The sequence below is a fragment of the Wolbachia endosymbiont (group A) of Andrena helvola genome, from assembly GCF_964028415.1.
GTDB lineage: Bacteria > Pseudomonadota > Alphaproteobacteria > Rickettsiales > Anaplasmataceae > Wolbachia > Wolbachia pipientis.
Genome location: NZ_OZ034779.1, coordinates 1101707 through 1117011 on the forward strand (window position 1 = coordinate 1101707; position 15305 = coordinate 1117011).

A 15305-nucleotide genomic window follows, 5' to 3' on the forward strand; every position below is an offset into this window, starting at 1 on the left:
ACTTTTCAAAAAATTCACTAGTTTATTCTGTGATTGTTTGATTATGTCAATTTTTCCATCAGTTAATTCTTGTCTGTCAATTAAGTTCTATCTAGCTTGCATACTACCATTTTGAAGTACATTACAAAAGCGAAATACTGCCAATTTGGCCCATCATTTTATCTCTGCAAGCTTATCCCCCCCTTGCTATGTTAGCAACGCAACCTAAGCTAGGTTCCTTCATAGCAGTGTTAGGTACACTGCCATATCTTTCAAAACTTTCATGCTCTATAGCTTCCTCAACACTTTTTCCTCCTAAAAGACAGTTTTCCCCTAAACTTTTTCCCCTATTTTTTAACTCATTAAGCCTTGCTCTGTTTTCCCCATCAATCTCCACTTTTATTTTATTGCTGCCTTTCTCACTAGGACTTAGATAAATACTTATCTCTCCTACCTCAGTAGTAAAAGACATTTCAATACCACCTTTTGAGACATCCATGTAATTTCTTTTTCCCCCTATTTCTTCTACATTTTCAACTCTTACTATACTTTCTCCAATTTTGAGTATGCCAACTCTTAAATTTAAGTCTTTGGCTTTTTCATTGTTTAGGATTTCTGCAACTTCAACAATACTATCTTGCGAGTACTCTATACAAAAATATCTATTATCCTTGTCTACTCCTAATACATTTTGAGTCTGCTTGCTTTTGTTTACAATACTTTCATATGCTAAACCTTTTAGCTTGCTTTCAATTTCCTTACATTTCTCAGAAAGACCATCATCAAATCCATTACAAGTAACTATCTGCTCAAACTCATTCCCATCGAAAAAATTATGGCGTTTTACTTTCCCACCTTCTAACAATAAATTACTAACAATGCTTTTGATAATGTCCTCTTCGGACACTTCATTTTTTTTGTTACAGTTTTGATCTTCACTTTCTTTATTACAGTTTTGATCTTCACTTTCTTTGTTACAGTTTTGACCTTTACTTTCTTTGTTACAGTTTTTATCTTTACTTTGATAGGGAAAGTTATCAAATACAAAAGTGTTACTTCTGTTACTTATATGACTACCACTAGTAAGATCTTTTATTTCTTCAAATACTGTATTTGTTACAGTTTTGTTACAACAACTACATTTTAAATTTAACATTACTTCTTTTTCTAAGTATTTAGCTACTATGCACTTAATACTTTCTGGAGTATTTTTTATATCTTTTTGTTCATTTTGTTCTGTTATACCTCTCACCTCCCCACAGCATTTATCAATCAGATCCTGTTTACTTTGAGTTAACGACATTTTTAGTTTCATAAAAAGTGAGTCTTTTAGAAAAGGATTATCATCTTCTAGGTCCCGATCATTTTCTGAATCCAAATCATCTGTTAACTCCATTGAATCAAGATTACCTGAACTATAGTACGAACCCTTTTTTGAGTCCGAACTATCTTCTGAGTTCCCATCACTATCTGACCAATTGTCAACTTTCGGAAATTCTGAGCTTTTCTGTTCACCTTCAAAAGTCTGATTACTACCACCAGCGCCCTTTGTCAAATTTTCTTTATTTTCACAAGAACCACCTAAAGAATAGCCTTGACCCTCTTCTTGATCTGAAGCACTTAATTTACTATAAGTTGCTTGACTATAACCATTGAAGTTATAACCTAAACCATTACTACCATGCTGTAAAGGATCGCTTTCAAAAGTTTGTGGATTATCACTTTCACCTAACAAACCACCATTTGTTGGATTACATACATTTTCTGTATATTTTTGATTATTTTGTGCTTCTATTTTCCTCTTCTTGTACAACGGTTCAAACTGATCAATTTCAATCGATCGTACTCGTTTCCTTGAAGGAAAGTCCTCTGGAATCTGATCCTCATCGTCAGAATTGTGACCTGAATCACAAATTACATGATCATTGCAGGTAGAATTATGCTCTTGACTAATCAAGGAAAGCTGAATTAGATTGCTAAAAACAATATTATCTAGCTGTACTGAATCAGTACTTTCAAAAATTTGTGGATTATTACTCACGTCTGGCAAATCACCTGATAAACCAGTCTGATGATTATTTTCACCTACCCAACCATCAGTTGGTGTTGGAATGCATATTCCTGTATATCTTTGGCTATCAAGAGAATCATTAGTTAATTGTACTGCTGTATAAGTTGTCCGGTCATCCTCATCATCGGAACTAATACCTGAATCATGGCCATCACCTTCTTCAATCTTTTGAGTTTCTATATCGTGTTCATTTATTTCGCTCGACGAATCATAGTTGGAAGGGTTATACTGTTGATTAGGACGTTTAAAAATTTGACGCCAATCGCTGTAAGGCTCCTTAAAATCGAAAGGAGTGCGTATAACTTTTTCCTTGCCTGATACCCCACCATTCATATTGTATAACCATTACTCACTAATCCCTTAGTGAATATCGTAATATATAGGTCTGTCAATAAAAAAATATAACTTTCTTTGGTTCTAACCTTTGCAAATCAGTATCTATAGCTCGGTAATTTCTCATACGTTGCACTCTGGACCTAGGAGCGTTGTTAATAAAATCCACGACAGCTAGACAATCCTTGCTCGTCCACTAAAAGGAAAAGCAGCAAGGAGCGAACCAAAAGCGATAAGAAAGGATCCAAGCCAGATTATAGACATTCCAGGTTTATAGTGCACTTTGGCTGCGATTTTGCTCTTACTCTTATCAATCTCTCCAATTACAACATAAATATCAGAAAGCAAATTGTGGTAGATACTGCTTTCAACATTTTTCTGACCTTCCGCAAGGTAAAATCTATATTCAGGAGTTACTTCACCTAATATCTTATTATTCAGCAAATTCCTGATATCCATTGTACCCCTCACTGCATGGAAATTTTTTTCTTTTATTAGCTCAATATTGCGTAAAGTAACTTTAAATTTATTGACTGTTATGCTATCCCCTATTTTTAAGTAATTTTCTTTTTTCTCCTGCCAACCAACTGAATAAGCTATACCAAGCACTAGAATTGCCACTCCAGCATGAGCAAGCATCATTGCATAGTAGGACTTAGAAACTCTTCTTGCTAATAAAATTGATTCACCAAATGCTACCTTAAATAAACGAATTCTTTTACTGTATGCTTCTAAAACAAAGATTAATAATGCTATGGAGATAGTAATTGATAGCACAATTATTAGCTCCATGTGAAAGATAAACGGCAAAATAGCTGCAGCACTGCAGAATGAAAATCTATATTCACGGAATATTGGCAATAGACTATTTCCCTGCCAACTGCAGTATTGCCCGATCATGGTGAGCACTAGAATAGCTAGTGCAATAGAGTTAAATAAAGAATTGTAATATGGTGCTCCAACTGAAATTAATTCACCGGTTAAATACTCAAGCACTGTAGGGTATAAAGTGCCAACGAACACGATGAAAAAGGCAGTGATGAATAATAAATTGTTCATCAGCATCATCGTAAAGCGTGAAAAGAATCTTCTACCCTCTGTCACTTGAGTAGCAAGTTTCTTTCTGGATTCCAGTGTCAAGCATTGGAATGACATCGCAGGCGTGTGATTTTTTCTCGTAAATACTACAAATATTACTAAGCTACTGACTGTAATTACACCAAGTAGAGCTAATATATATAGTCCATATCTTGGGTCATCTGCAAACGTGTGCACTGAGGTAAGTATTCCTGAGCGGACTAGAAATGTTCCAGTCACACTCAATATAAAAGTTGTAAGCGTAAGTAAAATAGCAAAGTTCCTTAAAACATTGAAATTCCGTACCACGAGCAACAAATGTGTCAGCGCTACTGCAATTAGCCACGGCATCAAAGAAACGTTTTCCACTGGATCCCAAAACCAAAATCCACCCCACCCAAGTTCGCGATATGCCCACCAGCTACCCAAGCTGATGCCCAAAGTGAGCAGCGACCAAGAAATAAGTACCCAAGGCCTGACAATTTTAGCCCAAACATTTCCTTCAGTATTTAAAATTAATCCAGCTATAGAGAGCGAAAAAGGAACGCTAAATCCAAGGTACCCCAAATATAATATCGGTGGATGAATAGCAAGGCCTATATCCTGCAATATCGGATTAAAACCCAATCCATCTGTTTCAATGCCTGGCATTTTAGTGAAGGGGCTGGATTCAATTAAAGTGAACAGCAAAAAACAAAAGCAAATCAGCCCATGAGTGATAAGAGATATTTTTTTTAATTTACTACCATTAGTTCGTTCTGGTGTCATTCCAGTGCTTGACACTGGAATCCAGTTTTTATTACACTGCCATTTGATGTACTCATTTGCAATTAAATTGTCTGGATCCCAGTGTCTGGGCACTGGGATGACAGAAGAAGAGACTGGGATGACAGAGGGGGAAACTGGGATGACAGAAGGTATATAAATATCCATTAGTAATAAATACATGACAAGCACTAAGGTCCAAAGCAACATGGACCCTTCTTTGTTTCCCCAAACACCACAAATCTTGTAGATCAAAGGTTTTGTTGTGTGTGAGTGGTAGTATACGTTTTCAAGTGAAAAATCATTTGTAATGTGGCAGTAGATCAAAATAGCCATTGACGCTGATACACAAAAAAATATGGCAGTGGTAATAAACCGACAAGAACTAAGCGGTAAAAACAAATATGTCAAAGACAATAAGCAGGCTAGCAATAGCAATATATTCCCAAGTTCAGGCATAAAAAATTATAGTTTTTATATAAACAATATTACTGATGACAAGTTAGAAGTTAAAGTGTTAATTGATGCTAGCATAATGCTCCCGTAGTTAGCTGTGCTAGTATTAATTAAAAATTAAATATTAAATCTTTATACTTTTATAGATAGCGTTAATATTGAGGTAACATTGTGGGTACAACTAAGATTAGTAAATTTCCATTCAATATAAAAGGTAAAGTGGCAAAACAACATGCCGAACCAATAATCGAAAAAAATCTCTATACTATTTTAGGATTCAAAGATATAGAAGATTTTGAAAATAAGACAAGTAAACTTGTTAATAAAAAAGTTTGGCAATCATTTGTTGACTACTTTGCAAAAGAAATAGATTATGCAGCAACCGAAGAAGTTGTAAAAAACATCGTTTGTAACATTGCAAAGAGTGATCAAGGTAATGCTTTTACCAAAACTGAACATCTCATATTAAATGAAAAGCAAGATAATAAAAAGAGAGAAAAAGCGATTAGAAAAGCTATTAGTATTTTGAGAAAAATCAATCCAGAAAAAGCCTTTAATGAACTTTCAGTAATAAAAAAACAAGCTGAAGATTTTTTACAAACCGATTTTTGTAAAGCACAGAGTAAATCACTTCAAGGATTTGCTCCCTCTGGTGGACAGCTCTTTGCGGAAACTCTGAAATATATAGAAACACTAGAAAGATTATCCGAAGTAAAAAAAGAAGGGCTAGTTAGAGATTTCTTGTTAAATCATGTTAGTTTATTGAATAAAAAGTATCCTAAATCACAAGGTAAAAGGGAAGATGCTATAACAATACTATCAAGTGATGAGTTGAAGAATTTTTACAATAAAGGTGTAAAAGAAGGAATGTTACAACCAATGGCATCTTACAAAGGATGCAGAAACCTGTATGACAAAATGAACCAGATAAAAAATGAATCCAAAAGTATAATTAAAAGAGAAGAACGGGAAGAAAATTTAAAGAAAATAGATAAGTCGATAATCAGCGCAATTAATGACATAAAAAAACATAGAGAAGCAATCCTTAACTGTAAAGACTTTCAAAATTCTTACATAAAAGAGAAAAAAGAACATCCATTTAGAGGCAACGCATGTCAAAAAATGATTGATATATATCAAGAGAAAATTGTTGGATATCAGGAGAAAATTCGTCAAAACTTAAACCAAATAAAAGCGATATTAAAAAGTGCGCCGCAAGAAATGGATGATGTGGAAGAATTCGAGGAAATAATTGATGATATACATGAAGCAAAGCAGTGTGATGAAATTTTTGATTCAGCTTTAATTTGTTTATCGAACATACAGAATGAGCTAGATATTCAGCTGGAAAATCCTTCAACAGAACTCAGAGCTTCACACATTAACGTTAAAACTGAGCTAACTAGGTTATAAGAACCAAATCTTTAGGATAATGAAAGCACTTTAATTCAAGACAGCTCTTAGTCTGTGTTTTAATTTGGTTGTGTTTTATTAAAAAAACTTTAGATTTATTTTATAATCGATACTCAAATATAATGACTCAAACTTGGGATTTGTTGCAAACAGGGCAAAAGGAAGGCTATAAAATTGCGTATACTAATGCTCGTATTATCGACCCGGAAACTAAACTTGATATAAAAGGTTCATTATTGACTGAAGGGGATAAAATTGTTGACTTTGGTGAATCATTATTTTCAACAAGTGGAGTTGATGAAACAATAGACTGTAAAGGGCTTGTTCTAATGCCAGGCCTTATTGACATTCACGTACATTTTCGTGAACCAGGCCAGGAACATAAAGAAACTATATATACAGGCAGCAAATCTGCAGCTGCGGGGGGAGTTACAACTGTAGTTTGTCAGCCAAACACTGTTCCAGCAATTGATAGCGTTATTTTGGCTAAATATTTGAAATATAGAGCACTTGAAACTTCACATGTAAACGTTGAATTTTACGCTAAAATCACCACTTCGGAAGAACACCTGACTGAAATGGCACTTTTAAAGGAAGCAGGTGCGGTTGGGTTCACCGATGATGGCATGCCAGTTATGAACCCAATGATTATGAGACAGGCGCTGCTTTATTCAAGTATGCTGAATGTTCCTATTGCTCAACATGCAGAAGATTTAAATTTATCTGCTGGTGGCGCAATCAACGAAGGTAAAATTTCTGAAGAATTGGGAGTAAAGGGGATCTTGAGTGCGTCAGAATCGGTTATGGTAAATCGTGATATACTGCTAATGAAGGATATGGAAAATGTGCACTACCATATTCTACATGTCTCTTCAAAAGATTCACTTGATGCTATTAAACGTGCAAAAGATTTGGGATTAAATGTTACGTGCGAAGTAACCCCTCATCACTTCACTTTGACTGAAGATATAGTAAAACAACATGGAGCAATTGCAAAAATGAATCCGCCGCTTCGCACTGAAGAAGATCGTTTAGCTATGGTTGAAGGTTTAAAGACAGGTGTGATTGATTGCATTGCAACTGATCACGCTCCGCATGATCGTAGTTCTAAAGATCTACCACTTGAAAATGCTGCATTTGGTATTGTTGGTCTTGAAACAATGCTGCCCCTTTCACTTGAACTCTATCACAGTGGGCAAATGGGTCTACTTGATGTGCTTGCAAAATTGACATATAAGCCTGCAGATATAATACACATACCACGTGGTCGTATACAAAAAAACCTTGCTGCAGACTTAATTTTAGTTGACCTCAATCATGAATGGGAAATTAAAACTGACAACTTTGCTAGTAAATCAAAGAATTCTCCTTTCGATGGTCGCAAAGTAAAAGGACACGTAGTACGTACTGTTGTGTCCGGCAAAACTATATACTCGCAGAAGAGTTAGTTATCATATCTTATCTATTCCAATTTGTTATCACCAGAATGGGCTAAGTGCACCTAAATTTAAATTAAGAAATCTTACACTGTCTCCGAATAAACACATCCTCTTATCTTTCCCTAATCTGTAAAGTTATTTTGTCTATCAATCTGATTCCAAAACAGCAAAATTATTGTATAATGTTACTTTGAAGTTTTATTTTCAATGCACAAGTTTGCAATACTTTTTTCTATACTGCTTGCAATAGTTGCTTACTACCTAAACAATGAAATCATATTTGAAATAGCAAAGCTATTTAGTGATATCTTTATCAGCTTGCTCAAATTAATAAGCTTACCTCTGGTTTTTTTATCCATAGTTTCCACAATTTCCGGGCTCAAAGACTCAATTGAAATCAAAGTCTTAGTTAAGAAAACACTATTTTATACTCTGCTTACAACTATTATAGCTGCGTTTGTTGCATTATCGTTTTATTTGTTAATAGATCCAGCAAGAAAAAATTTCATAAGTAATACAATAGGGAGTATTAACAGCAATAACCACAGTTATTTTTCATATTTAAAATCACTCATTCCTTCTAATTTTGTGCAAGTTTTTCTTGAAAATAATATGATTGGTAGCATATTAATCGCTTTTTTGATGGGTGGAGCTATTGTTTCACTTTCAAAAGAAAAGCAGGATATATTATATCAAGTATTCTCTGCACTTTTTGATACGCTACTTAAAATTGCTCAAGGGTTATTAAAATTTATTCCGCTTGCTGTTTGGTCTTTTATTACATGTTTTTTGCATGAATTAAAAGGCGGTAGTGAGTTCTACAATCTTTTATGGTATTTTGTTTGCATAATGTCTGCAAATTTTGTGCAGGCATTTCTGATTTTACCGCTATTTATGTGGTATAAAGGCATATCACCAATTCAAACGCTGAAAGGGGTTATGCCAGCACTCACACTTGCGTTTTTTTCTAAATCATCCAGTGCAACATTGCCAACAACTATAGAATGTGTGCAGAACAAGCTAAAGGTGCCAAAGAAATTATCGTCTTTTATTTTACCAATATGCACAACAATTAACATGAATGCATGTGCTGCATTTATACTAATCACTGTAATGTTTGTTGCAGAAATGAACGGATACGTATTTTCCTTAAGCGAAATGTTGATATGGATTTTTTTAGCTACAGGGGCTGCAATTGGTAACGCTGGAGTGCCGATGGGGTGCTATTTTATGGCAACCAGTTATCTCATGTCGATGAATGTTCCTCTGCATATTATGGGACTGATTTTGCCTATTTATACAATCATCGATATGTTTGAAACTGCAATAAATGTGTGGTCTGATGTTTGTATCACTCAGATAATTAATAAAGAATGTAATAGTGAAACTTAAAAAATGATATTAGACGAAAATAACCTAATAATAAAAGAATTTAAAGAAGCAGAAGCAATTTTGCATGGGCATTTTGTTTTATCATCCGGGCTGCATAGTGACACATACATACAGTGTGCGAAGATTTTTGAAAATCCAAGCAGAGCCATGAAAGTTTGCGCATTATTAGCAGATAAAATAAAAAAAGAATTAAATAGCTCCATAGATTTAATATTATCTCCTGCAATTGGTGGAATAATTGTGGGTTATGAGATTGGTAGGCAGCTTGGAATAAAGACAATGTTTTGCGAGCGCGTTAATGGTAAGTTTGAATTACGCCGTGGATTTAAGATCAAAAAGGGTGAGAAAATATTGCTCATTGAAGATGTAATAACCACAGGTAAATCTTCACTTGAAGCAGTGGAATGTGCAGAAGGGGAAGGAGGTAAAGTTGTTGCTGAAGCTTCTTTGATAAAGAGAAATAGTGAAACGAAACTGCCTTTTCCTGTCATATCTTTGATTGAACTGAACATCAAAAACTACAGCGAGGAAGAACTTCCAAGTGAATTAAAACAACTACCCATAACAAAACCTGGGAGTAGGGAATATTTAACAAAGTAATCCTATAATATCTTGGAAACACAGCATTTATACACAGCTTTAGTTATTTACTCCAAGTGTATTTTATGTATACTTATTACTAAATTAATTTTGAAATGATAGAAAATGAACGAATTTAAATCGATCCGAAATATAGCAATAATCGCACACGTTGACCACGGTAAAACTACTTTACTTGATAACATGTTAAAACAAAGTGGCACATTCCGCGAGAATCAAGAAGTTCAAGAACGAGTGATGGATAGTGGTGATCAAGAGCGTGAACGCGGAATTACAATACTTGCAAAATGTACATCAATAATGTGGGGCGATGAAAAGATCAATATTATTGACACGCCAGGGCACGCGGACTTTGGTGGGGAAGTGGAAAGGGTATTGTGCATGGCAGATGGTGTGTTGCTGCTGGTTGACGCTGCAGAAGGTCCCATGCCACAAACAAAATTTGTGCTCTCAAAAGCACTAAAAGCAAATTTGAAGCCAATTGTGATAATCAATAAGGTCGACCGACCAGATAGCAGAATTGATGAAGTATTAAATGAAATATATGAGTTATTTTTTAACCTTGATGCAACCAACGAGCAGCTAGATTTTCCAGTGTTGTATGCTTCAGGTAGAAATGGCTGGTGTGCTAAGGAGCTTTCTGATGAAAGAAAAGATTTAAGCCCATTATTTTCAACGGTTATAGATTATATAAAACCTTCTGTTTATAATCAAAATGCACCTTTTGCTATGTTGGTCACTCTACTTGAGTCTGATAAGTTTCTTGGCAGAATATTGACAGGAAAGGTTTATCAGGGCATTGCAAAAGTCAATTCAGATCTTAAGGTGCTTGACCTCGATGGCAAAGTAATTGAACGAGGAAGATTAACTAAGTTGCTCTCATTTTCTGGCTTGAAACGCATTCCAGTAGAACAAGCTGTGGCGGGAGACATAATTGCAATTGCAGGACTTGAGGAAGCTTCGGTTTCAGATACTATAGCAGCACCAGAAGTTACAACTGCAGTAAGCTCAACTCCAGTTGATCCGCCAACAATGGCGATTACTCTGAGCGTTAATGATTCACCTTTTGCTGGGCAAGAAGGTACAAAGCTTACTTCAACTGCTATAAAGGATCGTTTATATGCGGAAGCAGAAACAAATGTTGCAATTACTGTGACTTTGGCACCAAGCGGTGAAGCATTTGAAGTAGGTGGGCGTGGTGAGTTACAGCTTGGAGTGTTAATTGAAAATATGAGGAGAGAAGGTTTTGAGCTTTCGGTATCACGCCCTCGCGTGTTATTTAAAGAAGAAGGCGGTAAAAAACTTGAACCTATAGAGGAAGTAGTAATTGATGTAGATGATGAATATAGTGGAATCATCATGGAAAAACTCAGCTTCCGTAAAGGTGAAGTAACTGACATGAGACCTTCTGGTAATGGCAGGACAAGATTAACGTTTTTAGTGCCATCAAGAGGATTAATCGGTTATCAAGGAGAGTTTTTAACTGATTCTCGTGGCACAGGCATAATTAACCGTTTATTTCACAGTTATGCTCCACATAGAGGTCCAATTTCTGGAAGGCGCAATGGAGTTTTAATTTCTACAGATAAGGGTGAGGCTGTGGCATATGCAATTTTCAATTTGCAAGACAGGGGAATTATGTTTATTAAGCCACAGGATAAGGTATATTGTGGCATGGTTGTCGGCCAGCATAGCCGTGACAATGATTTGGAGATAAATGTGTTAAAGGGTAAGCAATTAACAAACGTAAGAGCTTCAGGTAGTGATGAAGCTATAAAGCTCACTCCACCAAAGATAATGACACTGGAGGATATGATAGCGTATATAGATGATGATGAATTGGTGGAAGTAACTCCAAAATCTATACGTTTACGCAAGAAATTCCTTGATCCAAATGAACGTAAGCGTGCAGGAAGGGCAAAGAATAAGGAGTAATCAGAGGTTGAACATTTGCGAAAAATAGTGTATAATTATTCGTCTCCTAATTGTATTTAATTATGGCCTTTTCGAAATTTCTCGATCCAAAAAACAATTTCGCGTTCAAGAGAATATTTGGCACTGAGAAAAATAAAGATATTCTCATTCACTTTCTCAATGATATATTGGGCTTCGCTGGCAAAGATGAAATAGAAGAAATAGAATTTCTCAGCACTATCATGGATGCTGAGATTGCCTCTAAAAAACAAAGTATTGTTGATGTTTTCTGTACTGATTCTGCTGGAACCCAGCTAATTATTGAAATGGTGCGACCTGAAAGTCTTCGGTCATATTGTTTAAAAGGAGAGGAATTCCTTCAGAAAGAAACTAAAAGAGTTCTAAAACTTATTAAACCAGATGTTTTGCCATCTGAGTCTATGCATCAGTGCGAATCGGGTAACCGGTTGGTGCCAAGCGATGCGGACAATGAACCTCCTCTTGAAAAAGAAGATGCTCAATCGTGAAAGGAGCATAAACTACAAGCATCATGTGGTTGGAGAGCTAGGCTTAGTGGTATGGTGAACGTAAGTGAAGCTTCATAAGTATCGTAACGATTAAAGAGCTAAAGATGCTGATAAGCTCCGACCAAAAGGTAATGTGACATTTTTCATTTCTGGATGTACGCAAATCACCGGTATAGAGAAGTCACCTAACCCACTGTTGTATGACAGAAGGAACAGGGTAAGCCTGTATTTCCGCCTATATGGCAAGCAAACCGCAAGGAACGCTGATGAAAATGCAGGTAAAGGATAATGGAGAAAGCGAATGCCATTTTGTAACGAAATGTATAGAATTTGTAACATTAATTCGCGTGAAAACGAGCAGATTTCCATTTGGTCCCTCGTGACAAGAAACTTTGTTAACCACTTGAGGTAGAGAAGCAGATGACCTTACCCACAGAAATGATGAAGAAATTAGGAATATTTTTTACAAAAAGGACAATACTAACAAAAGAACTTTATTCTATTTAAAATATAAAGTTACAATAAATTTTCCTGTCATCTCCAAATAAATTACATTAACTTAGTATTGTATATTGTTAATAACTTAAATAATACAACCATTTTCAGCAACAAAAACCAAAGGTCTTGAGATACAAGATATTTGTATGGTTACTATGATAGTTCCTTTTTTAAGAAAGTTTTAAATTTCATACCTAACAATAAACAACTTTAGGTTTAAATTTATGAAATCAGTTGTTATATACATCAGCAAATACGAATTTAACTGGTGTTATGGACTTAAATAAATTTACCGAAAAAGCAAAAAGTCTAATTCAAAGTGCTCAAATGAAAGCGTTGGGAGCTGGGCATCAGATTTTTATGCCTGAGCATTTACTAAAAGTGATGCTTGAAGATGAATCAGGTTTAGTTCAGGATTTGATAAACGCTTGTGGTGGAAGTGTGCAAAGTATTTCTGATGCTGTGGATAGCGCAATAAAAAAGTTGCCAGTAATTGAAGGTCCAGGAAGTGGTGGCCTTCAACTTTCAAGAGAAATAGCAAAAGTTTTTGAAGATTCAATTGGTATTGCAAAGAGAAATAAAGATTCATTTGTTGCTGTCGAGCGTTTACTGCAGGGCCTCACTGCACAAAAAGATGATACTGTAGGCAAAATTCTGGCAGAGAATGGTGTGACTCCACAAAAACTGAACTCAGTTGTTGCAGAAATGAGAAAGGGCAGCAGTGCGGACTCGCCAAACAGTGAGGAAAAATTAAACGCGGCAAAGAAATATACAAAAGATGTTACAGAGCTTGCTATGCAAGGAAAGCTTGATCCTGTAATTGGTCGTGATGAAGAGATCAGAAGAACTATGCAGGTATCACTGAGGCGGACAAAAAATAATCCAGTGCTGATCGGTGAACCTGGTGTTGGAAAAACTGCAATAGTTGAGGGGCTTGCAAATAGAATTGTTGCAAACGATGTACCACTTGGTTTGCATGATGCAAAGGTCTTAGCTTTGGATCTTGGTGCATTAATCGCTGGAACAAAGTTTAGAGGAGAATTTGAAGAAAGGTTAAAAGCAGTTATTAATGAGCTTTCGAAAGCGGAGGGAAAAGTTATCTTGTTTATAGATGAGCTTCATACTTTAGTTGGAGCAGGAGCAACAAGTGGTGCAATGGATGCCTCGAATCTGCTGAAGCCTGCTCTTGCGCGTGGAGAAATTCGCTGTATAGGAGCCACAACTTTAGATGAATATCGTCAGCATATAGAAAAAGATCCTGCGCTTGCAAGGCGTTTCCAGCCTGTGTTTATTTCTCAACCAACTGAAACTGATACCATTTCAATACTCAGGGGTTTGAAGGAAAGATATGAGGTGCATCATGGTATAAGAATTACAGACGGTGCAATAATTGCTGCTGCAACGTTGTCCAATAGATATATAACAGATAGGTTTTTACCTGATAAAGCAATTGATTTGATTGATGAAGCAGCAAGTAGGGTGAGAATTGAAATGGATAGCAAGCCTGAAGTTATTGATGAACTTGAGAGAAAGGTTATACAGCTAAAGATTGAAGCAGAGGCTTTAAAAAAAGAAAGTGATGAAAATTCTAAACAGCGTTTAAAAAAGATAAATGAGAAGGTTGAAAACCTAAATAGCAAATTTGCTGACTTGAACAGCAAATGGCAGATGGAAAAGAATAAAATAGCTAGAATACAAGAAACAGCCGAAAAATTAGATAACGCTAGAAAAGAGCTGGAATTGGCTCAGCGGAGTGGAAATTTAGGAAAAGCAGGAGAGCTGATGTATGGTGTGATCCCTCAGCTTGAGAATGAATTAAAAAATCAGGAAAAGGTTACTGATAGTTTCTTAAAGAAAGAAGTGACTGGAGATGATATTGCAAACATTGTTTCAAAGTGGACAGGAATTCCAGTTGATAACATGATGCACAGTGAAAAGGAAAAACTTCTTAACATGGAGAATGAAATAGGAAGAAGAGTAATAGGGCAGAAAGATGCAATAGAAGCGATAAGTAATGCAGTTAGGCGCTCCCGCTCTGGGGTGCAAGATACTAATCGACCTTTTGGTTCATTCTTATTCTTAGGCCCAACCGGGGTTGGTAAAACCGAACTTGCGAAAGCCTTAGCTGAATTTCTGTTTGACGATCAATCAGCGCTTCTGCGTTTTGATATGTCAGAATATATGGAAAAACATTCTGTTTCAAAGCTAATTGGCGCGCCTCCAGGGTATGTTGGCTATGAACAAGGTGGCAGATTAACTGAAGCGGTAAGAAGAAGGCCATATCAGGTTATTCTGTTTGATGAAATCGAGAAAGCAAATCCAGATATATTTAATCTATTGCTGCAAATCTTGGATGAGGGTAGACTCACTGATAGTCATGGTAAATTAATTGATTTTCGCAACACCATACTGATTTTAACTTCTAACCTTGGCGCTGAGATAATGCTAAAAGGGAATGTTGATTCTGTAAGAAATGAAGTGATGCAAATAGTTAAATCAGCATTTCGTCCAGAATTTTTAAACAGGCTGGATGAAATTATTATATTCCACAGTTTAACCAGAGATGACATCTATAAAATTATAGATGTTCAATTTTCTTATTTACAAAAAACACTTGCTAAGCGTAAACTGAGTATAAGTTTGTTGCAGGAAGCTAAAGAACTAATAGCACAAACTGGCTATGACCCTGAATATGGAGCAAGGCCCTTAAAAAGGGTTATACAAGAGTGTATTCAAAATAATTTAGCTAAATTAGTTTTATCAGGGGAAGTAGTAGAAAATGATGAGCTAATAGTGTACGCTCTTGATAATGAAATCTTAGTTAAAAAGGTTTAAGTTCAC

General features: G+C 35.7%; 9 protein-coding genes and 1 pseudogene. 8 read left to right on the forward strand and 2 right to left on the reverse strand.

Annotation, left to right across the window (positions count from 1 at the left end; genetic code table 11):
- Positions 1–172 precede the first annotated feature (172 nt).
- Entirely contained in the window at positions 173–2383 is a 2211-nt protein-coding gene (locus ABWU73_RS05730; protein ID WP_264329803.1) for a hypothetical protein, read from the reverse strand.
- A 174-nt stretch (positions 2384–2557) separates the two neighbouring features.
- On the reverse strand, positions 2558–4684 hold the full coding sequence (locus tag ABWU73_RS05735; protein ID WP_265017869.1) for a heme lyase CcmF/NrfE family subunit: 2127 nt from the start codon (positions 4682–4684) through the stop codon (positions 2558–2560).
- A 168-nt stretch (positions 4685–4852) separates the two neighbouring features.
- Here ABWU73_RS05735 and ABWU73_RS05740 point away from each other — a divergent pair, with 168 nt between their 5' ends.
- The 8 genes and pseudogenes from ABWU73_RS05740 to clpB all read left to right on the forward strand — a co-directional run bounded on the left by ABWU73_RS05740 (position 4853) and on the right by clpB (position 15299).
- Entirely contained in the window at positions 4853–6094 is a 1242-nt protein-coding gene (locus ABWU73_RS05740; RefSeq protein ID WP_341810197.1) for a hypothetical protein, read from the forward strand.
- Positions 6095–6216: 122 nt separating this feature from the next.
- The gene (locus tag ABWU73_RS05745) at positions 6217–7542 is read left to right on the forward strand and encodes a dihydroorotase (protein ID WP_022626228.1); all 1326 of its coding nucleotides are present in this window, start codon (positions 6217–6219) and stop codon (positions 7540–7542) included.
- A gap of 198 nt (positions 7543–7740) precedes the next feature.
- Positions 7741–8925, forward strand: a complete 1185-nt coding sequence (locus ABWU73_RS05750) for a dicarboxylate/amino acid:cation symporter (protein WP_010082165.1) — start codon at positions 7741–7743, stop codon at positions 8923–8925.
- A gap of 3 nt (positions 8926–8928) precedes the next feature.
- Entirely contained in the window at positions 8929–9525 is a 597-nt protein-coding gene (pyrE, locus tag ABWU73_RS05755; RefSeq protein ID WP_006279657.1) for an orotate phosphoribosyltransferase, read from the forward strand.
- 105 nt (positions 9526–9630) lie between these two features.
- On the forward strand, positions 9631–11460 hold the full coding sequence (gene typA / locus ABWU73_RS05760) for a translational GTPase TypA (protein ID WP_010962447.1): 1830 nt from the start codon (positions 9631–9633) through the stop codon (positions 11458–11460).
- Positions 11461–11522: 62 nt separating this feature from the next.
- Positions 11523–11768, forward strand: a pseudogene (locus ABWU73_RS05765) (PD-(D/E)XK nuclease family transposase); the annotation flags it as partial.
- A gap of 437 nt (positions 11769–12205) precedes the next feature.
- On the forward strand, positions 12206–12349 hold the full coding sequence (locus ABWU73_RS05770; protein WP_173862872.1) for a hypothetical protein: 144 nt from the start codon (positions 12206–12208) through the stop codon (positions 12347–12349).
- A 388-nt stretch (positions 12350–12737) separates the two neighbouring features.
- Positions 12738–15299, forward strand: a complete 2562-nt coding sequence (gene clpB, locus ABWU73_RS05775; protein WP_209473398.1) for an ATP-dependent chaperone ClpB — start codon at positions 12738–12740, stop codon at positions 15297–15299.
- Positions 15300–15305 lie beyond the last annotated feature (6 nt).

Coding starts and splice junctions, on each gene's coding strand:
- ABWU73_RS05730 (WP_264329803.1), bottom strand. CDS start 2,383: ATGAATGGTGGGGTATCAGGCAAGGAAAAAGTTATACGCACTCCTTTC.
- ABWU73_RS05735 (WP_265017869.1), bottom strand. CDS start 4,684: ATGCCTGAACTTGGGAATATATTGCTATTGCTAGCCTGCTTATTGTCT.
- ABWU73_RS05745 (WP_022626228.1), top strand. CDS start 6,217: ATGACTCAAACTTGGGATTTGTTGCAAACAGGGCAAAAGGAAGGCTAT.
- ABWU73_RS05750 (WP_010082165.1), top strand. CDS start 7,741: ATGCACAAGTTTGCAATACTTTTTTCTATACTGCTTGCAATAGTTGCT.
- pyrE (WP_006279657.1), top strand. CDS start 8,929: ATGATATTAGACGAAAATAACCTAATAATAAAAGAATTTAAAGAAGCA.
- typA (WP_010962447.1), top strand. CDS start 9,631: ATGAACGAATTTAAATCGATCCGAAATATAGCAATAATCGCACACGTT.
- ABWU73_RS05770 (WP_173862872.1), top strand. CDS start 12,206: ATGGCAAGCAAACCGCAAGGAACGCTGATGAAAATGCAGGTAAAGGAT.
- clpB (WP_209473398.1), top strand. CDS start 12,738: ATGGACTTAAATAAATTTACCGAAAAAGCAAAAAGTCTAATTCAAAGT.